This is a genomic window from Erwinia sp. AK-PDG3-5, from assembly GCF_056821705.1.
Genome location: NZ_CM165967.1, coordinates 1532024 through 1555683, shown reverse-complemented (window position 1 = coordinate 1555683; position 23660 = coordinate 1532024). Strand labels below are relative to the sequence as shown.

The 23660-nt window shown below is 57.2% G+C and carries 18 protein-coding genes; 7 read left to right on the top strand and 11 right to left on the bottom strand.

The window, feature by feature from the left end:
- The first annotated feature begins 1 nt into the window (after position 1).
- Positions 2-652, top strand: a complete 651-nt coding sequence (gene rcsB, locus AC1UKS_RS07135; protein ID WP_013203054.1) for a response regulator transcription factor RcsB — start codon at positions 2-4, stop codon at positions 650-652.
- Positions 653-710: 58 nt separating this feature from the next.
- Here the strand turns inward: rcsB and rcsC are convergent, their stop codons facing one another.
- The gene (gene rcsC, locus AC1UKS_RS07130; RefSeq protein ID WP_482436216.1) at positions 711-3560 is read right to left on the bottom strand and encodes a two-component system sensor histidine kinase RcsC; all 2850 of its coding nucleotides are present in this window, start codon (positions 3558-3560) and stop codon (positions 711-713) included.
- A 153-nt stretch (positions 3561-3713) separates the two neighbouring features.
- A complete protein-coding gene (gene gyrA / locus AC1UKS_RS07125; RefSeq protein ID WP_482436215.1) occupies positions 3714-6377 on the bottom strand; it encodes a DNA topoisomerase (ATP-hydrolyzing) subunit A in 2664 nt (887 codons plus the stop codon).
- 191 nt (positions 6378-6568) lie between these two features.
- Between gyrA and ubiG the strand changes: the two genes are divergently transcribed.
- The 4 genes from ubiG (at position 6569) to yfaE (ending at position 11634) form a co-directional block, all read left to right on the top strand.
- Positions 6569-7297 (top strand): bifunctional 2-polyprenyl-6-hydroxyphenol methylase/3-demethylubiquinol 3-O-methyltransferase UbiG, encoded by a 729-nt coding sequence (gene ubiG / locus AC1UKS_RS07120; RefSeq protein WP_482436214.1) that lies wholly within the window; start codon positions 6569-6571, stop codon positions 7295-7297.
- A gap of 565 nt (positions 7298-7862) precedes the next feature.
- On the top strand, positions 7863-10148 hold the full coding sequence (nrdA, locus tag AC1UKS_RS07115) for a class 1a ribonucleoside-diphosphate reductase subunit alpha (RefSeq protein WP_013203059.1): 2286 nt from the start codon (positions 7863-7865) through the stop codon (positions 10146-10148).
- 93 nt (positions 10149-10241) lie between these two features.
- A complete protein-coding gene (gene nrdB, locus AC1UKS_RS07110) occupies positions 10242-11372 on the top strand; it encodes a class Ia ribonucleoside-diphosphate reductase subunit beta (protein WP_013203060.1) in 1131 nt (376 codons plus the stop codon).
- A gap of 1 nt (position 11373) precedes the next feature.
- A complete protein-coding gene (yfaE, locus tag AC1UKS_RS07105; protein WP_265911098.1) occupies positions 11374-11634 on the top strand; it encodes a class I ribonucleotide reductase maintenance protein YfaE in 261 nt (86 codons plus the stop codon).
- Positions 11635-11697: 63 nt separating this feature from the next.
- Here yfaE and AC1UKS_RS07100 read toward each other — a convergent pair whose 3' ends face one another.
- Positions 11698-12894: a nicotinamide mononucleotide deamidase-related protein YfaY gene (locus AC1UKS_RS07100; protein WP_265911099.1), complete on the bottom strand. Its 1197-nt coding sequence runs from the start codon at positions 12892-12894 to the stop codon at positions 11698-11700.
- A gap of 220 nt (positions 12895-13114) precedes the next feature.
- Between AC1UKS_RS07100 and AC1UKS_RS07095 the strand changes: the two genes are divergently transcribed.
- On the top strand, positions 13115-14554 hold the full coding sequence (locus AC1UKS_RS07095) for a catalase (protein WP_482436213.1): 1440 nt from the start codon (positions 13115-13117) through the stop codon (positions 14552-14554).
- A gap of 14 nt (positions 14555-14568) precedes the next feature.
- On the opposite strand, the gene menE is transcribed toward AC1UKS_RS07095, so the two are convergent.
- The 8 genes from menE to AC1UKS_RS07055 all read right to left on the bottom strand — a co-directional run bounded on the left by menE (position 14569) and on the right by AC1UKS_RS07055 (position 22522).
- Entirely contained in the window at positions 14569-15942 is a 1374-nt protein-coding gene (gene menE / locus AC1UKS_RS07090) for an o-succinylbenzoate--CoA ligase (RefSeq protein WP_482436212.1), read from the bottom strand.
- A complete protein-coding gene (gene menC, locus AC1UKS_RS07085; protein ID WP_482436211.1) occupies positions 15930-16898 on the bottom strand; it encodes an o-succinylbenzoate synthase in 969 nt (322 codons plus the stop codon). Before menC ends, menE begins: the two co-directional genes overlap by 13 nt.
- A complete protein-coding gene (menB, locus tag AC1UKS_RS07080; protein WP_482436210.1) occupies positions 16898-17755 on the bottom strand; it encodes a 1,4-dihydroxy-2-naphthoyl-CoA synthase in 858 nt (285 codons plus the stop codon). The genes menC and menB overlap by 1 nt, the downstream gene beginning before the upstream one ends.
- Positions 17755-18528 (bottom strand): 2-succinyl-6-hydroxy-2,4-cyclohexadiene-1-carboxylate synthase, encoded by a 774-nt coding sequence (menH, locus tag AC1UKS_RS07075; RefSeq protein WP_482436209.1) that lies wholly within the window; start codon positions 18526-18528, stop codon positions 17755-17757. The genes menB and menH overlap by 1 nt, the downstream gene beginning before the upstream one ends.
- Positions 18525-20180, bottom strand: a complete 1656-nt coding sequence (menD, locus tag AC1UKS_RS07070; protein WP_482436208.1) for a 2-succinyl-5-enolpyruvyl-6-hydroxy-3-cyclohexene-1-carboxylic-acid synthase — start codon at positions 20178-20180, stop codon at positions 18525-18527. Before menD ends, menH begins: the two co-directional genes overlap by 4 nt.
- A 51-nt stretch (positions 20181-20231) precedes the next feature.
- Complete coding sequence (locus AC1UKS_RS07065; RefSeq protein WP_482436207.1) at positions 20232-21524, bottom strand: isochorismate synthase; 1293 nt, start codon at positions 21522-21524, stop codon at positions 20232-20234.
- Positions 21525-21673: 149 nt separating this feature from the next.
- Positions 21674-21985: a stress response protein ElaB gene (gene elaB / locus AC1UKS_RS07060; RefSeq protein ID WP_013203070.1), complete on the bottom strand. Its 312-nt coding sequence runs from the start codon at positions 21983-21985 to the stop codon at positions 21674-21676.
- A 111-nt stretch (positions 21986-22096) separates the two neighbouring features.
- Positions 22097-22522, bottom strand: coding sequence for a VOC family protein (locus AC1UKS_RS07055; protein ID WP_265911108.1), 426 nt, complete (start codon positions 22520-22522; stop codon positions 22097-22099).
- A gap of 117 nt (positions 22523-22639) precedes the next feature.
- On the opposite strand from AC1UKS_RS07055, the gene AC1UKS_RS07050 reads away from it, so the two are divergent.
- The gene (locus AC1UKS_RS07050) at positions 22640-23533 is read left to right on the top strand and encodes a LysR family transcriptional regulator (protein WP_482436206.1); all 894 of its coding nucleotides are present in this window, start codon (positions 22640-22642) and stop codon (positions 23531-23533) included.
- Positions 23534-23660: the final 127 nt, after the last annotated feature.

Sequence of the window (23660 nt, the reverse complement as noted above, 5' to 3'; positions counted from 1 at the left end):
AATGAACAACTTGAACGTAATTATTGCCGATGACCATCCGATTGTTCTGTTCGGTATTCGCAAGTCTCTCGAACAGATTGAATGGGTCAACGTAGTTGGTGAGTTCGAAGATTCCACAGCATTGATCAATAGCCTGTCCAAACTGGATGCCAATGTTTTAATCACCGATCTGTCGATGCCTGGCGAAAAATATGGCGACGGCATTACGCTGATTAAGTACATCAAGCGTCATTATCCAGATTTATCTATCATCGTTCTGACCATGAACAACAATCCAGCGATTCTGAGTGCCGTTCTGGACCTCGATATCGAAGGGATTGTTCTGAAACAGGGTGCCCCTACCGATCTGCCAAAAGCGCTGGCCGCTTTGCAGAAAGGCAAAAAGTACACCCCGGACAGCGTGGCAAAACTGCTGGAGAAAATCAGCGCGGGTGGCTACGGCGACAAGCGTCTGTCTCCAAAAGAGAGCGAAGTGTTGCGCCTGTTCGCAGAAGGTTTCCTGGTGACCGAGATTGCCAAGAAGCTGAACCGCAGTATCAAAACCATCAGTAGTCAGAAGAAATCAGCCATGATGAAACTGGGCGTGGAAAACGATATTGCACTGCTGAACTATCTCTCTTCCGTCAGCAGCATGCCGGTTGAGCGCGACTAAGTGACAGACAGTAAAAAGGCGGACTTCGGTCCGCCTTTTTTATTGCCCAAAATCCGCGTTATTCCCTGCCCTTCCTGACCCGCTCCGCGTAGAACGCCAGCGAGGTGTTTAAGGTATCCATGGTCACCGGCTTGGACAAACAGTTATCCATGCCCGCTTCCATACAGCGCTGCTTCTCTTCGGCCAGCGCATTGGCGGTGACGCCCACCACCGGGAAAGTCAGCCCCAGCTGGCGCAAACGCTGCGTCAGACGATAACCGTCCATATTCGGCATGTTCACGTCGGTCAGCACAATATCAATCTCATTGCGGCTCAGAACGTTAAGCGCATCCACGCCGTCCTGCGCGGTCTTCACGCGGTAGCCCAGCGATCCCAGCTGATCGGACAGCAGCATCCGGTTGATCGGATGGTCATCGACCACCAGGATCAGGATATCTTCATTGCTGGCGCGCTTATCTTCGATTTCCGGCACGCCTGGCAACGCATCTGGCATCGCCACTTCAACCCGGTAAATGCGGCCCAACAGCGCAGGCAATTCATGTGGCGTGGTGGTGCCGTACACCCAGCGACCGGCAGCCTGCTCATGCGGCGCGCCGTTATAACTGCCGTCAAAGCGGATCACCGCCCGGAGCGATTGCTGCGTCTGATAGTCGTAATCGGTGACGATCACATCGTCCGGGCCACAGCAGCCCTCCTGCAACCGTTGCACGGTGATGCCGTGCTGACGCAGCAGCTTTTCGAGGAACGCGGCCAGACCGTCATTACGCAGCTCCAGCCAGCACTGTTTGCCCTGCAAACCGTCGTGCAGCACCGGCGTCATCACCTGAGCGTTATACAGTGGAATGCGCACCACAAACTGGCTGCCCATACCCGGCTCAGAATCGACCTCAATATCACCGTCCATCATATTGATCAGCTTTTCACAGATCGCCAGGCCGAGGCCGGTTCCCTGGAAGTTACGCTGCACGCCGTTGCCCACCTGGAAGAACGGATCGAACAGACGGGTGATCTCTTTTGCCGGGATGCCCACGCCGGTATCGCGCACCCGGAAGGCGAGATAGCCGTCCTTCACAAACACCTGCAGGATAATGCCGCCGGTATGGGTAAATTTAATGGCGTTGTTGAGCAGGTTGGAAATCACCTGCTGCAGACGCAGCGGATCGCCGTCCAGCGTGACCGGCACATCGCTGTCAATAAAGCACCACAGCGTCAGGCGCTTCTTGACCACCATCGCCAGATAGTTGGAGGAGATATGGGTGATCACTTCGCGTGGGGAGAATTCCCGTGGCTCAATGCGCAGCTGCTCGGACTCGATTTTCGAAAAGTCGAGGATGTCGCTGATAATCTTCAACAGCAGGCTGGACGAGTTGTTCATCGCCGTGACCAGCGACTCCACGCCCTGCGGCAAGGATTTGGTTTGCAACAGATCGAGGTTACCGATGATGCCGTACAGCGGCGTGCGCAGCTCATGGCTGACCGTTGCCAGGAACATCGACTTGGACTGGCTGGCCTGCTCGGCGGCGTGGGCCATTTCCTGCAGCGACTCTTCCATCTTCACGCGCGCGCTGACGTCAACCAGCACGCAGATCGCCACGTTCTCATTGCGATAACGTGAATGCACAAAGCTGATTTGCAGGTTGGTATTGCTGCCGGTCAGCACGTCGACAAAGTTAACCTGCTGACCACAGATAATCTCGGTCAGCCGCTGCCGATCTTCCTGGGTCAACATGCTGAGATAGTTATGCGCCAGTTCGTTACTGAGGATATTGGTGCCATCACTGGTTCGCAGAATACAGATCCCCACCGGCGCCGACGCAACAATCTTGCGGTTAAACTGCTCGTGCTCTTCCAGGCGGTGCGCGTTGTCCTCGGCCGGTAAAAACATACGGCGTTCAAACAGCCAGGCAAGGGTAAACAGGATAATGGCGCTGATGACGTTCAGCAGAATGGCATTGATAATCAGCACTTTCAGCTTGGCGACCAGCTCGTCGGTCTCGACCGAATAGACCACCGACAGTTCGGAAGGCGTCAGCGTTTTCTTCAGCACCAGCTGTTTGTAGCCGTTGATGTAGCCAAACCAGCTGTGGTCATCCGGCAGATCGTCCAGCGAGACGTTGCCTGCGGTGCGCGAGGTCGACATCAGCCGCTGATTATTGGCATCAATCAGCGTGGCGGTGACCGGGAAACTGCCTGGGGTAATAAAATCGTCGAGACGGATGGTTTGTTCGATGCCCAACAGTGCCGCCATTTTATTGGCCACATAGATCGGGGTAATTAAATAGTAGTAGCCGACGCCCTGCTGCGATGAAGGGGCAATCCACACAATGCTGCTTTTGCGCTCTTCTTCATTACCGTTACGGTATTTGAGAATGCGCTCGTGCAGTGATTTCAACGCCCGCTCGCGGTTTGCCGAGGAGTTTCCGACGCCAAAATCCGCCATACACAGGCTTTCGCCGCCAACAAAGAACACCCGGTTCAGCTCATAGGCGGAAGCAAAGTTCTCTTTCCAGTAGTGCAGGAAGTAGCTAAGGGATTCCAGCGAGCTGCGCCAGGTGTTGCTCATCGAGCTACAGTCCGAATCAGAGTACAGCGGGTAAAACTGCGGTAGCGCCGTTTTGCCTGGGAATACACCGTTCAGCACGTCCATGCCGTTGGCCGACGAATTTAGCCGGTTTTCCGCAATGTATTTCAGCTCGCGCGTGACGTCAGAAGAGTGCCGAACATACCACTGCGCCTGCTCAAAGTTAGCGCTCAGCTCCTGACGAACCTGCGACTCTTTCTCATGCAGCACATTAATGATGTAAAAGGTGGTCAGCAACGCGCCCAGCGTCCAGAGCATCAGTGCCAGCGCCCTGAACAGATAGCGGGAGATCCTTAACGTGGTTCTGAACGAGACAAGATATTTCAAGCGAAACCTATAAGTGGCGACGGGGCTTAAGGAGAAGTCAGATCCCGTTACAGTACCGTCAGAACAGGAAAAAAGCCAGTTGCCGCGGGCGGTCGCAGGCATAAAAAAAGGCCGGTTCACAGAACCGGCCTCAGGCACTAAACGCGATGACGATTATTCGTCCTCATCGCCTTCTGGTGCTTCGTCTTCATTGTCGACGTCTGCTGCATCGTCAACCTCAACTTCCGGGGCGATATCCTCATCCCCTTCTGCTGCGGTGCCGTCAATGCCGTCCAGCTCTTCTTCAGCGACAGGCTCAGCGACGCGCTGCAGGCCGACCACGTTTTCGTCTTCGGCGGTGCGGATCAGAATAACACCCTGGGTGTTACGTCCGACCACACTCACTTCAGAAACGCGGGTACGAACCAGCGTGCCAGCGTCGGTGATCATCATGATCTGATCGCTGTCGACAACCTGTACCGCACCGATTACCGGTCCGTTACGCTCGGTCACTTTGATCGAGATAACGCCCTGGGTAGCACGGGACTTGGTTGGGTATTCGCTGGTGCGGGTACGCTTACCGTAACCGTTCTGGGTGACGGTCATGATCGCGCCCTCTTCCTGAGGAACGATCAGCGACACCACGCGGTCGTTTTCGGCCAGCTTGATACCACGCACGCCGGAAGCCGTTCGGCCCATAGCGCGCACCGCGGTCTCTGCGAAGCGAACCACTTTACCCGCTGCGGAGAACAGCATGGCTTCGTCAGCACCGTTGGTCAACGACACGCCGATCAGTTCATCTTCGTCACGCAGGTTGACGGCAATGATACCGGCGCTGCGTGGACGGCTGAACTCGGTCAGAGCGGTTTTCTTCACGGTACCGCAGGCGGTAGCCATAAATATGTTCCAGCCTTCCGCGTACTCACGTACCGGCAGGATCGCGGTGATACGTTCGTTTGCTTCGAGCGGCAGCAGGTTGACGATTGGACGTCCGCGTGCGCCACGGCTGGCTTCTGGCAACTGATAAACCTTCATCCAGTACAGACGACCACGGCTTGAGAAGCAGAGGATGGTGTCATGGGTGTTAGCCACCAGCAGGCGGTCAATAAAGTCTTCTTCTTTAATACGTGCGGCAGACTTGCCTTTACCACCACGACGCTGTGCTTCGTAGTCGGTCAGAGGCTGATACTTCACGTAGCCCTGATGAGACAGGGTCACCACAACGTCTTCCTGATTGATCAGGTCTTCGATGTTGATGTCTGCAGTATTGGCGGTGATTTCAGTGCGGCGCTTGTCACCGAACTGATCGCGGATCAGTTCAAGCTCTTCGCGGATCACTTCCATCAGACGCTCTGAGCTTTCCAGAATGCGGATCAGTTCAGCGATCTGATCCAGCAACTCTTTGTACTCATCCAGCAGTTTTTCGTGCTCAAGGCCGGTCAGTTTCTGCAGACGCAGATCCAGGATCGCCTGAGCCTGCTGCTCGGTCAGGTAGTATTCGCCGTCACGGATACCGAACTCGTCTTCCAGCCATTCAGGACGCGCAGCATTATCACCCGCACGCTCCAGCATGGCAGCAACGTTACCCAGCGCCCATGGACGCGCAACCAGACCCGCTTTCGCTTCAGCCGGGTTAGCCGCATGGCGGATCAGTTCGATAATCGGATCCAGGTTAGCCAGCGCAATCGCCAGCGCTTCCAGGATGTGCGCACGGTCGCGCGCTTTACGCAGTTCAAAGATGGTACGACGGGTAACCACTTCGCGGCGGTGGCGGACGAAGGCTTCCAGAATATCTTTCAGCGGCATAATTTTTGGCTGTCCCTGATGCAGGGCAACCATATTGATACCGAAAGAGGTCTGCAGCTGGGTCAGCGAGTACAGGTTGTTCAGCACAACCTCGCCAACCGCATCACGCTTCACTTCCACGACGATACGCATACCGTCTTTGTCAGATTCGTCACGCAGGGCACTGATGCCTTCCAGACGCTTCTCTTTCACCAGTTCAGCGATTTTCTCAATCAGGCGCGCTTTGTTCACCTGGTAAGGAATTTCGTGAATGACGATCGTTTCACGACCGGTTTTCGCATCGGTTTCGACTTCGCCCCGGGCACGGATATAGATCTTGCCGCGACCGGTGCGATAGGCTTCTTCAATCCCACGGCGGCCATTGATGATGGCGGCAGTTGGGAAGTCCGGGCCAGGGATGTGCTCCATCAGCCCTTCAACGGTGATGTTCTCATCGTCGATGTAAGCCAGACAGCCGCTGATAACTTCAGTCAGGTTGTGTGGAGGAATGTTGGTTGCCATCCCCACCGCGATACCTGACGCGCCGTTGATCAGCAGGTTAGGCACGCGGGTTGGCATAACGGCCGGGATCTGCTCGGTGCCGTCATAGTTCGGCACAAAGTCGACGGTCTCTTTTTCCAGATCCGCCAGCAGCTCGTGGGCAATTTTTGACATGCGTACTTCGGTATAACGCATTGCTGCGGCGGAGTCGCCGTCAACGGAACCGAAGTTACCCTGACCATCCACCAGCATATAGCGCAGCGAGAACGGCTGAGCCATACGAACGATGGTGTCATACACGGCGCTGTCGCCATGTGGGTGATATTTACCGATAACGTCGCCGACAACACGGGCAGACTTTTTATAAGGTTTGTTCCAGTCATTGCCCAGCACGTTCATGGCGTAGAGCACACGACGGTGTACTGGTTTCAGACCATCGCGAACATCTGGCAATGCACGGCCAACGATGACCGACATGGCATAATCGAGGTAAGAGTTCTTTAACTCTTCTTCAATATTGACCGGTGTGATTTCTCTGGCTAGGTCGCTCATGGAGCCGCTATCCCTCTACGTTATACCCGGATTCAAAGGTGCGAAAGTATATCACCTTTAGCCATGGTGGTGAATGGAAAGCGTCTTTTTGGCTGCTTTAATACGCGTCGGGTGACGGGAATGCCGGGCGCTGCACATTCCTCTGAGAAAACAGATATACTGCCCGCAAACTTTTCGCGAGTGAGGGACCTATGAAGGCTGAACAAAACGCCACCACGGCTAACGTGGATCATAACGAAATTGCCAAATTTGAAGCTGTGGCTTCCCGTTGGTGGGATCTGGAAGGCGAATTTAAGCCTCTGCATCGCATCAACCCACTGCGTCTGGGCTATATTGCCCAGCACAGCAACGGCCTGTTCGGCAAGAAAGTGCTGGATGTCGGCTGCGGCGGCGGCATTCTGGCCGAAAGCATGGCGCGTGAAGGCGCTGAAGTGGTTGGGCTGGATATGGGCGCGGAGCCGTTAGAAATCGCCCGCCTGCACGCGCTGGAAAGCGGCGTGAAGGTCGATTACGTGCAGCAGACCGTGGAAGAGCACGCCGAACAGTTTGCCGGTCAGTACGATGTGGTGACCTGCATGGAGATGCTGGAGCACGTGCCGGATCCGCGTTCCGTGGTTCACGCCTGCGCGAAGCTGGTGAAACCCGGCGGCGAAGTGTTCTTCTCTACCCTTAACCGCAACAGCAAATCCTGGCTGATGGCGATTATCGGCGCGGAGTACGTGCTGCGCATGGTGCCGCGCGGTACGCATGACATCAAGAAGTTCATCCGCCCTGCCGAGCTGTTGAACTGGGTTGACGAAACGCCATTACGCGAACGTCATATGATTGGTCTGCACTACAATCCCCTGATGAACAGCTTCAAGCTGGCGCCAGGCGTTGACGTTAACTATATGGTGCACACCCACTCCGTCGGCGAATAACTTTCGCCGACTGCCCGCGCAGAGCATGCGGTAAAACTGCTCTGCGCATTTGATCCTTAAGTAAAATTCCCTTCTGCCTGAATCTGCCTGCCATAAGAATTTCTTAGCCTGAGGCTGAGGTCAGATCGTTTTCCTTTTGGACAGCGTTGCCGGTGCAGCGGCAGGATAACCCCGGTTAGCCATGAAAGTTTTTTTTCTAAGGTTATGAAGCGGCGATTTTTCGTCACTTCAGGGCTTTTTGTACGCAAAAAAAACGCCAGTTTTTCGGCGCTGAGCAAGAAACCCGCGCTTGATCAAATTTCTAAAAATTTCTTCAAACTGTTGACATGGCCCCTGGCCCTTGAGAAACGTGGACTTAGGAAATATGCCAGGCTCCGTTCAGTAATTTGCTGCGAAAATCAAGCCTTGTTGAGTGGTGATAAATGACTAAAATACTCACCATATTGTTACTCAATCTTCGTTTACCCCCTATATATAGTGTTTATCCACAGAGTTACTCACATAAGAGCATTCTGTGTATAAACGGGGGATATGTTTGATTTCTCCTTCAAGGATATTACGCGACATGAATCAAAGCCTACTTGTCACCAAACGCGATGGCCGTACCGAACGCATCAACCTCGACAAAATCCACCGCGTGCTTGACTGGGCTGCAGAAGGTCTGCAAAACGTCTCCGTCTCACAAGTAGAACTCCGCTCGCATATCCAGTTTTACGAAGGGATCAGAACCTCTGATATCCACGAAACCGTTATCAAATCCGCAGCTGACCTGATTTCCCGTGACGCGCCGGATTACCAGTACATGGCTGCACGCCTGGCGATTTTCCACCTGCGTAAAAAAGCTTACGGCCAGTTTGAACCGCCGAAGCTGTACGATCAGGTGAAGCGTATGGTCGATATGGGCAAATACGATCGCCACCTGCTGGAAGACTACAGCGCCGAAGAGTTCGAGCAGATGGACGGCTTTATCGACCACTGGCGTGATATGAACTTTTCCTATGCGGCAGTGAAGCAGCTGGAAGGCAAATATCTGGTGCAGAACCGCGTCAGCGGTGACATCTACGAAAGCGCCCAGTTCCTGTATATCCTGGTGGCCGCCTGCCTGTTCTCCGGTTATCCGCGTGATACCCGCCTGGATTACGTCAAGCGTTTCTACGATGCGATCTCGACCTTCAAAATTTCTCTACCGACGCCAATCATGTCCGGCGTGCGGACCCCAACCCGCCAGTTCAGCTCTTGCGTGCTGATCGAGTGCGGCGACAGCCTGGATTCCATCAACGCCACCTCCAGCGCAATCGTAAAATACGTTTCTCAGCGTGCCGGTATCGGCATCAACGCCGGCCGCATTCGTGCGCTGGGCAGCCCGATCCGTGGCGGTGAAGCCTTCCACACCGGCTGTATTCCGTTCTACAAGCACTTCCAGACCGCGGTGAAATCCTGTTCTCAGGGCGGCGTGCGTGGCGGAGCAGCCACGCTGTTCTACCCAATGTGGCACCTGGAAGTGGAAAGCCTGCTGGTGTTGAAAAACAACCGTGGCGTGGAAGGAAACCGCGTTCGTCATATGGACTACGGCGTTCAGATAAACAAGCTGATGTACACCCGTCTGCTGAAAGGCGGCGACATCACGCTGTTCAGCCCGTCTGACGTACCAGGCCTGTACGACGCGTTCTTCGCCGATCAGGACGAGTTCGAGCGTCTGTACACCAAATACGAAAACGAGCCGTCGATTCGCAAGCAGCGCGTTAAGGCCGTCGACCTGTTCTCACTGATGATGCAGGAACGTGCTTCGACCGGCCGTATCTATATTCAGAACGTCGATCACTGCAACACCCACAGCCCGTTTGACCCGGCCATTGCCCCGGTTCGCCAGTCGAACCTGTGCCTTGAAATTGCTCTGCCAACCAAGCCGCTGCTGGACGTGAACGACGAAAACGGCGAGATCGCGCTTTGTACGCTGTCTGCCTTCAACCTGGGTGCGATTAACAGCCTGGACGATCTGGAAGAGCTGGCGACCCTTGCGGTCCGTGCGCTGGATGCCCTGCTGGATTATCAGGATTACCCAATTCCTGCGGCACAACGCGGCGCAATGGGCCGTCGTACGCTGGGTATAGGCGTGATCAACTACGCCTACTATCTGGCCAAGCATGGCGTGCGTTACTCCGATGGCAGCGCCAACGACCTGACGCACCGCACCTTTGAAGCCATTCAGTTCTACCTGCTGAAAGCCTCAAACGAGCTGGCGAAAGAGCAAGGTGCCTGCCCGTGGTTCAACGAAACCACCTATGCGCAGGGCATCATGCCTATCGACACTTACAAGAAAGACCTCGATGCGATCAGCAGCGAGCCGCTGCACCTGGACTGGGACGGCCTGCGCGAGCAGATCAAGACCCACGGCCTGCGTAACTCCACGCTGTCTGCCCTGATGCCGTCTGAAACCTCTTCGCAGATTTCTAACGCCACCAACGGCATTGAGCCACCGCGCGGTCATATCAGCATTAAAGCGTCGAAAGACGGGATCCTGCGTCAGGTGGTGCCAGAGTACGAGCGCCTGAAGGACAGCTACGAGCTGCTGTGGGACATGCCGAACAACGACGGTTACCTGCAGCTGGTTGGACTGATGCAGAAGTTTATCGACCAGGCGATCTCGTCTAACACCAACTACGATCCAACGCGCTTCGCGAATGGCCGCGTGCCGATGAAGCAGCTGCTGAAAGATCTGCTGACCGCCTACAAGTTCGGCGTGAAAACGCTGTACTACCAGAACACCCGTGACGGTGCGGAAGACACGCAGGAAGATCTGGTGCCATCCATTCAGGATGACGGCTGCGAAAGCGGTGCCTGCAAGATCTAAGCACACTCTGCGGCGCGATGAGCTCAACCATCGCCCGCCACAATCATGTGTCAGGGCCGCGTAACGCGGCCCGCTCTCACTGGATTACTATTCATGGCTTACACAACGTTCTCGCAAAACAAAAACAACCAGCTGGATGAACCGATGTTCTTCGGTCAGTCGGTTAACGTCGCCCGTTTCGACCAGCAGAAATATGACATCTTTGAAAAGCTGATCGAAAAGCAGCTGTCGTTCTTCTGGCGCCCGGAAGAAGTGGACGTCTCACGCGACCGCATCGATTATCAGGGTCTGCCAGACCATGAAAAACACATCTTCATCAGCAACCTGAAGTATCAGACGCTATTGGATTCGATTCAGGGACGTAGCCCGAACGTGGCGCTGCTGCCGCTGATCTCGATCCCGGAGCTGGAAACCTGGATTGAAACCTGGGCGTTCTCGGAAACCATCCACTCGCGCTCTTACACCCATATTATCCGTAACATCGTCAACGATCCGGCGATTGTGTTCGACGATATCGTCACCAACGAGCAGATCCTGTCGCGCGCCAAAGATATCTCTGGCTACTACGACGATCTGATCGAGATGACCAGCTACTGGCATCTGCTGGGTGAAGGCACGCACCAGGTCAACGGCAAAAGCATCACCATTAACCTGCGCGCGCTGAAAAAGCAGCTGTATATCTGTCTGATGAGCGTCAACGCGCTGGAAGCGATCCGCTTCTACGTCAGCTTTGCCTGTTCATTCGCGTTCGCTGAGCGCGAGCTGATGGAAGGTAACGCCAAAATCATCAAGCTGATCGCCCGTGACGAAGCGCTGCACCTGACCGGCACGCAGCATATGCTGAACCTGCTGCGCAGCGGTGAAGACGATCCGGAGATGGCAGAGATTGCCCGTGAATCCCGCCAGGAGTGCTACGACCTGTTCGTGCTGGCCGCGCAGCAAGAGAAAGAGTGGGCAGAATACCTGTTCCGCGACGGCTCGATGATCGGCCTGAACAAAGACATCCTCTGCCAGTACATTGAGTACATCACCAACATCCGCATGCACGCGGTGGGTCTGGATTTGCCGTTCAAGACGCGTTCAAACCCAATCCCATGGATTAACTCCTGGCTGGTGTCTGACAACGTTCAGGTGGCACCGCAGGAAGTGGAAGTGAGCTCTTACCTTGTGGGTCAGATTGACTCCGAAGTGGGCGAAAACGACTTCGACGATTTCCAGCTGTAAGATGGCGGGTTCGATGATTATCCTGCGTGCTTCCGGCACGCAGCTGCATTGCAAGAATGAACACCCTTCGCTGCTGGATGCGCTTGAAGCGCATCAGGTCTGCGTGGAATATCAGTGCCGGGAAGGCTATTGCGGCTCGTGCCGTACCCGGCTACTGAAAGGCGAAGTGTGTTATACCGCGAAGCCGCTGGCCTTCGTTCAGCATGACGAAATCCTGCCCTGCTGCTGCAGAGCTAACGGCGATATCGAACTAGAGATGTAGCGTGTTATAGCCCGATCTAATGCCTGATACAGGGGGCGATTACCCCGCCCCCTCTGCCTGCAATCACCCTTTCAGCGTTTCCACCACATCAATCCAGCCATGACCGGTCGACACTTCCATGCCGTTCATCCAGCGACGCAGCATATTCAGCGCCATCATCGCCACCACATCCTGGCGGGATTTCAGCCCGTGGCGGTTGACGTTAAACTTCACGCCCTGCGCCCAGCTGCCTTCCGGCGTATGCAGCGCAAACCCCAGCTTTTCATCCTGCAGCCCCCCGACAATCAGGGACAGACTTGCTGCGGATTCGGCGGCCAGCTGTTTGCTGCGCTCAAGCAAACTCTGTAGAGATTCTTCCCGCGCAGGAAGCACGTTGCCGGCCGCTAACGGCGCGTCGACCGACGCCATTTGCCACTGCAACAGTCCGGCGGTGAACTGCTCGCTGATGGCCAGCGTGTAGCCCTGTTCTTTCAGACGGCGCGAAAGCTGTGCCGGCAGGCCTTCAAATCCCTCAAAGATCATGCTCTCGCCGGCGATTTCGCGCACCTGTTGCCAGAAAACCTCCATCTCCGGGAGTTTGGAGGCCGGGCCGTTCAGCTTCAGCTCAATGATCGGCATCGACGCGCGATAGCCCATCACCACGCCATCCGGGATCGGCAGCGGCTCGATTTCTTCTGCCAGGTCGCTCTCGCCACGGCCAAAGGTGGTCAGACGCAGGCACACCGGCGGCTCGGGCAGCTTAAAGCGCGCCTTCAGACGCGGCAAAATCTGTTCCTCGACCATCACCTTGTATTCGGACGGTACACCAGGGGTGAAGAACATCCAGCAGCGGTTCAGCTGCATCGCGAAGCCGCAGGCGGTGCCCACCGGATTATCCAGCATCTCGGCACCCTCGGGGATTTCGGCCTGCTTGCGGTTGCTGGCCGCCATTTTGCGGCCACGTCCGGCAAAGAAAGCTTCCATCTTCGCCAACCACTCTTCGTGCATCACCAGCTTGACGCCTGCCGCTTTGGCAGCGGCAACCGCGCTCAGGTCGTCACTTGTCGGCCCTAACCCACCGTTAACGATCAGCACATCGGCCACTTTGCTGCGCTCGATCAGCACGTTAACCAGCTCATCAAGATTGTCGCCATGAGTCTGGCGGCTGGTCATCGGCAGGCCGTTCTCAAACAGTACGCCAGCCAGCCAGGCTGCATTGGTATCCACGATCTGACCGTGCAGGACTTCATCGCCAGTCGCGAGCATTTCCACTCTTATCATTTTTATCTCCAGTTCGGGCAGCGAACGTTAACTGTATGAACACACCCAGATAAACACAATGCTCTTTTCCAATAAGTTGTGTTTCAGAGATGGCAGTAATAGCCAGAGCCAGATTGTCGGGCAGCGGACCAACGGGGCACAATGGCGCGGATAATAGGAATAGCCGATTGATAACTGTTTTTTGATCTTTAAACTAACGTTAACCAGAGAGAGACGCCCGATGAGCAAAAAAGGACTGACTACCGCTGCTGGCGCACCCGTCGCCTATAATAACAATTCGATGACCGCTGGCCGCCGTGGCCCAATGCTGTTACAGGATGTCTGGTTCTTAGAGAAGCTGGCGCATTTTGACCGCGAAGTGATCCCGGAACGCCGCATGCACGCCAAAGGGTCGGGCGCTTACGGCACCTTTACCGTCACCCAGGATATCACCGCCTTCAGCCGGGCAAAAATCTTCGCTGACGTGGGCAAAAAGACCGAGCTGTTTATGCGTTTTTCCACGGTGGCAGGTGAACGCGGCGGTGCCGATGCCGAACGCGATATTCGTGGCTTCTCGTTAAAGTTTTATACCGAAGAAGGTAACTGGGATTTGGTCGGTAACAACACGCCGGTATTCTATTTACGCGACCCGATGAAATTTCCGGATCTGAACCATGTGGTGAAGCGCGATCCGCGCACCAACCTGCGTAACCCAACCTACAAATGGGACTTCTTCTCCCAGCTTCCTGAATCGCTGCATCAGCTGACCATCGACTTTAGCGACCGTGGCCTGCCGACCTCGTATCGCCATATTCACGGCTTTGGCAGCCATACCTACAGCTTTATTAACAACCAGCAGCAGCGCTTTTGGGTGAAATTCCATATGCGTTGCGAACAGGGTATCCAGAACCTGATGGATGACGAAGCGGCGTTGCTGATCGGTCAGGATCGTGAAAGCTCCCAGCGCGATCTGTTTGACGCGATTGAGAAAGGCAACTTCCCGCGCTGGAAATTCTTTGTGCAGATCATGCCGGAAGATGAAGCGTCGCAAACGCCTTACAACCCTTTCGACCTGACCAAAGTCTGGCCGCATGCCGATTATCCGCTGATTGAAGTGGGTGAATTTGAGCTGAACCGCAACCCGGATAACTACTTTGCCGAAGTGGAACAGGTTGCCATGAGCCCGGCCAACGTGGTGCCAGGCATTGGTTTCTCGCCCGACCGCATGTTGCAGGGCCGCCTGTTCTCCTACGGCGATGCGCACCGCTACCGTCTGGGCGTCAACCACCACCAGATCCCGGTGAACGCGCCCAAATGCCCGTTCCACAATTACCATCGCGATGGCGCGATGCGCGTTGATGGCAACAGCGGCAACGGCGCAACCTATGAGCCAAACAGCTTTAACGTCTTCCAGGAGCAGCCGGATTACAGCGAGCCGCCGTTGTCACTGGAGGGCGCGGCGGATCACTGGAACCATCGCGAGGATGAAGACTATTTCACCCAGCCACGCGCCTTGTTTAATCTGATTGGGGAAGAAGAGCATCAGCGCATGTTTAAACGCATCGCCGGTGAGCTGATTCAGATCCCTGAGTTTATCCAGCAGCGGCAGATTGCCCTGTTCCATCAGGTCGATCCGGCCTACGGCGCGGGCGTAGAGCAGGCGCTCAACGCGCTGAAGTAATGGATATGGGCGGCTTACTGCCGCCCTTTTTCCTGCTGCGCGACCCATTGCGTTAAGCGCTGACGGGAAAGCTTGATGCCGCCACTATCCAGCTCGGGCAAGGGATACCAGCTTACCGGACGCTGAAATCCGGCCAGCCGCCCTTTTGCCCATTCGGCTAATGCTGTCAACGGTAACTCCGCCGTCATCGCCACCAGCGCCACCGGTCGCTGACCAAACTCCCGATCCTCGCGCGGCACGATAAACGCCTGGCTGACCGCCGGATGTGACAACAGCAATGACTCAATCTGCTCCGGTTGGATCCCCTCACCCGCCGAGAAAAACTGGTTATCCAGTCGTCCGGTTAATACCAGTTCCCCCTGTTCAAGGTGCCCGCCATCTCTGCTGGCAAACCAGCCGTCCGCAGTGGTTAAAGGCAACAGTTCACCATCACGCCAGTAGCCACAGGCCAGCGCCGGTGATTTCAGCTGCACCTCGCCGTTTCTGATCCTGATCAGATGCCCTGCCAATGCCGCCCCCACGCCACTTCGCTTATCCGCTCGCTTTGCCGCCACCGTCGAGGCGGTTTCCGTCAGGCCGTAACCACACCAGCAGGCAATGCCGCGCGCCTCAGCCTGTTGCGTTAAGCTCTGCGGGATTGCCGCGCCGCCCAGCAGCACCTTGTGCAAACCGGCTGGAAGCTCTGGCTGTTGCAGCAGACGCCAGAGCTGGGTCGGCACCAGCGAGGCAAAGGTGCAGTGTTCCAACGCCACTGCCAACGCGGCCTCGCCAGCCAGCATCAGGCCCGCGCCGCGTAGCAGCCAGCGCCATACAATTCCCTGACCGGAAACATGAAACAGCGGCAAAGAGAGCAGCCAGCGGTCTTGCCGGATAAAATTCATCGCGTCCACCACCCCTGCCGCGCTGGCAAGGTGCGCCGCAAAGGTATGCGCCGCCGCTTTAGGCTGCCCGCTGGAGCCGGAGGTTAAGGTAAGCGTGGCGATCTGCCGATCGTCCCATTGATGCCGTGGCAATCCATCGGCAAAAACACACCGCAACGGTGCGATGCCCGCCACAGGTTCACCGTCCAGCGTCAGGGCGAAATCAGCGTTCAGTGCGGGAATAATCACCGCCAGCTGCGAGGCAGGAAGTTGAGGGTTTAGCGGTATCACCCGCGCGCCACACTGCAGCAGGGCCAGATACCCCAGCAAGGCGGGCTGGCTATTACGCGCTTTCAGCACCACGCCACACCCGCTGCGCACGCCCTGCTGCATCAATCCTGTGGCAAGCTGGTCGATCTGCCTGGCCAGCTGCGCCCAGCTGAACGTAGCACCCTGATGGATCAGCGCGGGTTCATCGGGCTGCTGCTTTGCCCAGTGCCGCCATGGCCAGTCGCTTAATGCTGCCATATCACCTCCAACGCATCTGAAGCGATTAGCGGCAGTTCGCAGCCCGGCCAGCGGCGCACCAGCTGATGTTGCATCAGACTGAGGGTATCCAGCCCCGGCGTGCTGCCGGGCGTTAACCCGTGTGCGATGCGTGCCAGCTGCGTCAGCCCGAGGCTCGATTCCACAGACGACCCGATCACCACCGTTAAGCCGGCCTGCTGTGCCTGTTGCGCCATCTCGCGCACTTTCTGCAGGCTGCCGAGCAGCATGGGTTTTAGGATCACGGCGCTGAGATGCGGTTCTGCCCGTGGCTGGAAGCCGGCTTCGCGGGTGCTTTCATCCCAGGCGATGGCAATACCGGTTTCAGCGGCAAAACGCCTGGAATCCTGCGGATCGCGGCAGGGTTCTTCGAGGAAAGCGATACGGCTACGCAGCTGTTCAGGCAGATAACGCGCGAAGGTCAGCGCTTTCTCCAGGCTCCAGCTGCGGTTGGCATCCAACCTTAACGTAAGCGCAGGCAGGGCTTCCAACAGCAGATTAACCATCATGCCGTCGCGCACCGCCTCGTAAAGACCAACCTTCATTTTCGCCAGCGGCTGCGCCTGATGTTGCAGGCGCAGAAGCAGCTCATCGGGATCGCCCACGCACAGCAGCGCACTGTTGAAGTTACCTGCTTCAGGCAACTGACCGCCCAGTTCCGCCAGCGCACAGCTCAGACCGAACGCCACCGACGGCAAACGACAGTCCAGCGGATGTTCGCCCCGACACCAGGCTGCCAGCCAGGCAAGCGTGGCATGCCGGGCCTCATCCAGCGACTCGGTGCTGAACCCCGGCAGCGGCGAGATTTCGCCCCAGCCTTCGCGGCCCGCCTCCGTCAGCCTGACCAGCAAACCTGAACGGGTTTTTAGCCGGCGGTCGCGCAGCACCACGCCGGCTTCCAGCGGAATGTCCCAGCCATACACCCCCGCGCGGCGCATCAGGGATTACGCTTAAATTGACTGAAGTCTGGCTGACGCTTCTGGTTAAACGCGTTGCGCCCTTCCTGCCCTTCTTCGGTCATATAAAACAGCATGGTGGCGTTTCCGGCCAGCTCCTGCAACCCGGCCTGGCCATCGCAATCGGCATTTAACGCCGCCTTCAGACAGCGCAGCGCCATCGGACTGTTTTGCAACATTTCACGGCACCAGCGCAGGGTTTCCTTTTCCAGATCGGCTAACGGCACCACGGTATTGATCAGCCCCATCTCCAGCGCCTGCTGCGCATTGTACATCCGGCACAGGAACCAGATTTCGCGCGCCTTCTTCTGCCCGACTATGCGCGCCATATAGGCCGCGCCCCAGCCGCCGTCGAACGAACCGACCTTTGGCCCGGTCTGACCGAAGCGCGCATTGTCCGCCGCAATAGTCAGATCGCAGAGCATATGCAGCACATGGCCGCCTCCCACCGCATAGCCCGCCACCATCGCCACTACCGGTTTGGGGCAGGTGCGGATTTGCCGCTGAAAATCCAGCACGTTCAGGTGATGCACGCCGGACTCATCCTGATAACCGCCGTAGTTGCCGCGCACTTTCTGATCGCCACCGGCGCAGAAGGCCTCGTTTCCTTCACCGGTCAGCACAATCACCCCAACCTGCTCGTCATGACGGGCATCATTCAGGGCAATCATCAGCTCTTTCACCGTCTGTGGCCGGAAGGCATTGCGTACCTCGGGGCGATGAATGGTGATTTTGGCGATGCCATCAGCGGATTTGTGATAGCGAATATCGCTGAAAGGCTGCGCAGAGTCCTGCCACTCAACCGGGGCATAAAGCAGGTCGTCGTCGGGATAAATCATCAGTGCTCCTCAGAATGAAGCCGCTGTGCCAGCAGTTCGGCAAAGGCGACAGGATTTTCACGGTGAGCGTTATGGCCCGCCGCAGGAATCGGGGTACAGGGAAGTGAAGCCTGTTGGGCAAGCTGGCGGAACTTTTGGTCGCGCTCGCCGCAGAAATAGCTGAAGGGCCGCTGAAAATTGCGGAGTTCGGCCAGTAAACAGGGCTGCTGAGAGAGGGAGGTTGCCTGCAGCATCGCGGCGATCGCGGCGGGGTGATTACCGCTACGCGCGGCGATCAGCGCGGCCCGTTGCTGCCCGGTGAGTCCGGCAAAAATGGGCTGACGATACCAGGCATCAAGCGTTTGCACTAACGGCAGAGTGCGAAAGTCTTCTGCCCAATGGGCATCCTGCGCCTGCCGCTGCTGCCGTTGTGCCAGGTTGTTCAGGCCAAAATGCGCCCCTTCAACCACCAGTCCCTGCAGCTCAGAACCGGCATGGCGGCAGGCGTGATACAGCGCTACCCGACCGCCCAGCGAATACCCTATCAGCCAGTAACGCCCGACGTGATAACGGCGCAGCGTCTGATTAATGCTTTCTGAGAGCGGGTCAAAGCCGCCCACCGGATGTGCCAGCGATCCTCCGTGCCCCGGCAGGTCGATCGCCAGCTGCGGCCAGTCCGCCAGCAGCGACTGCACCGGTTGCCAGTCTCTGGCGCTCCCCAGAAAGCCGTGCAGCCAAACCAGCACCGGCCGATCGGGTCGGCGCTTACCCTGCCAGCAGGCATGCAGGATCATCGACAGTCTCCCTTCCCGGCGGCGGCCAGGGTCAGTGCGCCTTCGGCGTTCTCCACCTGCAGTTCAATCAGCGTTGCCTGTCCTCGCCAGCCTTGTTCTATCGCTGCGGTCAGCTCCTGAGCGTTAGCGGGCCGGTGAAAATCGAGCCCAAATAGCTGCGCGGCGGCGGAAAAATCGACCTGCTGCGGCATCAAAAAGAAGCGCTCTCTTTCCGCTTCGGGCGTTGGCAGTAGCGAAAATATCTGGCCGCCCGCATTGTTGATGACGATCAGCACCACCGGCGCGCTGGCCTGCCGCAACAGCGCCAGGCTGTTCAGGTCGTAAAGGGCCGAGATGTCTCCGACGATCGCCAGCAGCGGTTTTCTGCTGCCGCGCTGAACCCCGGCGGCGGTGGCCAGCAATCCGTCGATGCCGCTGGCGCCACGGTTGGCAAACACCGGATAGCCCGGCGGCAGTTTGGCAAATGCATCCACCAGCCGGATAGTCAGGCTGTTACCGAGAAACAATACGCCCTGTTCGGGTAACAAAGCGGCCAGGTTAGCGGCCAGCCCGGCTTCGCTAAACAACGGTGGGTGAAGGCTGGCGGACAGTGTCTTCACCCGATCGGCAAGCGCCGGGCACCAGGCCGACTGAGGCGACGCCGGATGCGCTGCCAGCCACTGGCGGATATCGGCCACGATGCGGCTGCCACGGTGATTCGCCGGATCGCGCCGCGGCGGCATGGCTTCAATCAGCCAGAACTGCTCAGGCTTCGCTGTCGCCAGCCAGCGGCATAACGCTTTGCCGGTCAGGTGGCTGCCAAACTGCACCACAATGTCCGCCGCGGAAAGCCACTCAATCGCCTGCGGATGCTGTAACCAGATCTCCGCAGCAGGCAGCGGCTGACCGCAGTGGGACTGCACATCGGCAATCAGCGGCCAGCCCAGCTCGCTGGCCCAACGGGCCACGGCAATGCCCTCTTGCGGCGACATTTTCCCGGCAATCACCACGCCGCGCGCCTGACGCCAGCGCAACCATTCCGGCATTACGGGTGTCGCTCGGGCGGCCACCTGCTGTAACCAGGGACCGTCATCCTGCCACCAGTCACTCAACGCCTCCTGCCAGTGCTGATACGCCTCCAGATCGCCGCCATATAAGGGTTCCGCAAACGGGCAGTTAATCTGTACGGCACCAAATTCCTGCTGGCCGAGCAGCGAGTCAATGGCCGACACCAGCCAGCTGGCAGCAATATCGGGCGTCGGACGGGGAAGGTTCAGGGAAACGGCGTGGCAGGCAAACAGCCCGGTTTGATCGATGGCCTGGTTGGCGCCGCAATCAAGCAATTCTGCGGGCCGGTCGGCGCTGAGGATAATCAGCCGCTCACCGGTCAGGCGGGCCTCAATAATGGCAGGATAGAGGTTGGCAACGGCGGTACCGGAGGTGACGATAATCGCCACCGGCTGGCCGGTCGATTTGGCCAGACCCAGCGCCAGATGCCCGAGACCGCGTTCATCAACGTGGGTGTGGCAAATCAGTTTTTCCCGGCTGGCAGCCGCCAGCGTCAGCGGTGCAGAACGGGAACCTGGCGCGATGCAGACATGCTTAACCTGATGGCGTGATACCGCTTCAAGGATCACGCCGGCCCAGCGGCGGTTGAAGGTACTGTGTGACATAGCCCACTCCTGACCAAAGCAGGCAGGCAGTATAAAAGAGCCACCGCGTCGTCATTTTGATTTGGGGCAGGATCCGCTCGCTATTTCCACGCCGAGCAGGCTTGCCAGGCCGGCAGCCTTCTGATTGATCTCTTGCCACTCAAGGCTGGCCTCTGAACCGGCCACGATCCCCGCCCCGGCATACAATCGCACGCTGTTGCCTGACACCTGCGCCGAACGCAGCGACACCGCAAACTCACTTTCTGCAGCCGATAACCAGCCGACCGATCCGGCATACCAGCCGCGTGAAAACGGTTCGTGCTGGCGAATAAATTGCTGAGCGGGCTGGCGCGGCAATCCGGCGACGGCTGCGGTTGGCTGCAGCCGTTGCAGCAGCGCCATATCATCCTGCTGATAAAGCTGCCCGTGAATCTCGCGCTTAAGGTGCTGCACCTTACGCAGCCGAACAACGTGGGCCGGGGACACATCCAGACCCGACGTAATCGACTCCAGGCGCTGGCAGATATCTTCCACCACCAGGCCATTTTCCCGGCGGTTCTTTTCATCGTTTAACAGCGCGTCGCCCAGCTGCTGCGCCAGATGCGCGTCGCTGGCGTTAGCGCAGGTCCCGGCCAGCGCCTCCGTATTGAGCGCCAGCCCATGTCGATGGAAAAGCTGCTCGGGACTGGAGCCGAGAAATGCCTGCTGCGGCGAGATCGCCAGCATAAAGTGATAGCAGTGGCGATTGGCCTGACGGCTGGCGTCAAGCAGCGCGGCAGCATTAACCGCCTGGGTGAAGTGTAAATCGGTGGCCCGCGCCAGCACCACCTTATCCAGATCGCCCTGACAAATCGCGGTAAGCGCCGCCGCAACCTGCTGCTGCCAGCCGCCAGAATGCGGAAAGTGTTGGCAGGCGCTCAGCCGTTGCGGAAGAGACTCAAAAGGGTGTGTCGGCAGCAGGCTATCGATCAGCCCGATCGCGGCCTGGGCCTCTTCCCGCAGCACACCGTGCAGGAACACGCTGAGGGTGTTTCCCCGTATTAACACGCGTGGCAGGAACAGCCAGCAATGCTGCAGCGCAAATTCATTGGCTCCTACCACACAGCCCTCGGCCGGCAGCGCGCGCAGAAGCTGACTGGCCTGCTGAAGCGTCTCGGCGCGCTGAACCTCGCCCAGCGCCATCAGCGTTTGTTCGCCGCTGCGGTGCTGCCAGTAAAACTTTGGCCATACGGGCTGCGCGTCCAGCCAGGCTAAGCCATCGGAAGGATCGGTGACCGTCGCCGACAGACGCAGAAAACCCGGTTGAGATGCGGTGACAGCGCGAAGCTGCTGTTGCAGATCGCTTAAGGCGGCGGCAAATGACATTGGGCATTCCAGACAAACTCACGTCAGGCCAGTGTACCCGTCGCGTCAACCTCAATTTTTGATCTGGGCCAGGTGAGAGCAGGCCTGCCGGCAGAAACAAAACGGGCGCCCCGAAGGACGCCCGCAACTTTTGCCTGGTGACGCAGACCTTAACGGCGCGCCAGCAGTAGTCCTACAACCAGACCCAGGGTGGCACCCACGCCAATCCCCTGCCACGGTTTTTCATGCACGTATTCATCGGCACGATACACGGCTTGTTTCGCACGAACATAATAGGTGTCAGTTGCGTTGCTCACGCGGGACTTCACCTCGTTCAGCGACTTCTCAGCTTTCGCTTTCAGCTCGATATATTTCTGATCCGCCGGATCTCCGGAAGATTTAAGCACTTCTTCCAGCGTTTCACTCAACAGCGCCAGGTCGTCGTCCAGGCTGCTCTCTTCAGGTGCAATCGTTCTAGCCATAACATCTCCTTGTGCGAATAAGAATCTCCACTAACTATAGACAGTTTTCAGCAACCTGCTTGCTCAGACGACCAGGAATAGACTGATAATGTTGCCTTTAGTGGTAACTGGCTATTTTGCGAACATACTGCGGATATCTTTGAACGCCTTGAACTCCAACGCGTTACCACAGGGATCGAAGAAGAACATGGTGGCCTGTTCGCCCACCTGCCCCTGAAAGCGCACGTAGGGTTCAATCTCAAACTTCACCTGGAAGTCCTTCAGCCGCGCGGCCAGTTGCTCCCACTCTTCCCAGCTCAGCACCAGCCCGAAATGCGGCACCGGCACGCCGTGGCCATCAACGTGGTTGGTATGAACCGCATCTGGCGCGGTCTTTTTTGGTGCCTGATGGATCACCAGCTGATGTCCATAGAAATCAAAATCTACCCATTGTTCGCTGGAGCGTCCTTCAGCAAGATTGAATACGGTGCCGTAGAAATGGCGGGCAGCAGCAAGATCGTGAACAGGTATTGCCAGATGGAACGGGCTGAGGGCCATTGCAGTCTCCAGGGATCAAGAAAGGTCGTTGTGAAGACCCATTCTTCACGATAATATTTTTGGTGAAAAGCGAATATTATTACAACGATTCAACAATTATTTTGCTGAGTGGACACCATGATACGTGAACTGAAAACCTTTGTTGCGGTCAGCCAGTTTGGCACGTTCTCCGCCGCCGGACAGCGTATTGGCCTGACGCAATCGGCGGTCAGCGCGCAAATGCGCACGCTGGAGGAAGCGCTGGGGATGCGGCTGTTTGACCGTTCCGGCCGCGCCGTGGCGTTAAATGCTGATGGCACGCGGGTCTTGCCGATGGCGGAAGAGATCCTGACGCTGTTTGCCCGCATGGCTCAGCCCGAAAATCTGGCCGAGTATCGCGGGTCGATTAAGATTGGGGCGATCGCGTCGGTGCAAACCGGCCTGCTTCCCGGCGTGCTGGTCAGCGTGCATCAACAGGCGCCCGCGCTGGAAACTAAACTGATCCCCGGCGTCTCCTCCAGCCTGCTCACCCAGGTGGACGCCGGCAATATCGATCTGGCGGTGATCATCAAACCCAGCTTCGCGCTGACCAAAGACCTGTACGCGGAGACGGTGCAGCGCGAGCCATTTGTGCTGATCGTCCCCGCGGATGTGGCAGGCGATGATGTGGTAGAGCTGATCCGCCAGCATCCCTTTATCCGCTATGACCGCTCCTCTTTCGGCGGCCGGATGGTCAGCCAGTTCCTGCGCGACCAGCGGCTCGATCCGCAGCTGGCGTTGGAGATTGATGAAATTGATGCCATCGTCAAAATGGTTGAGCTGCAGTTGGGCGTCGCCCTGGTGCCGCTGGCAGGATTGTGGACCGATCGTCCGGCAAACGTCCGCATTCTGCCGCTTGGCGAGTTAACCTTCTATCGCGAACTGATTGTGGTGATGAGGCACGCTAATCGTCAGGCCCCGTTACATAAATTCTTTGCCGGCACGCTGATAAATCACGTCATTTCAAAACAGGAACCGTCTGATAAGGGCTGAAAAGCGTCGGCTAGCAGCGGAAAACAGGGATTTTGTTAGATTTATCTGATAAATTTTTTGCTAACTGAATTTTTGATCTCACGGACTGTCGTACTTTGCTGTGATTTAGATCACGCATATGTCGACA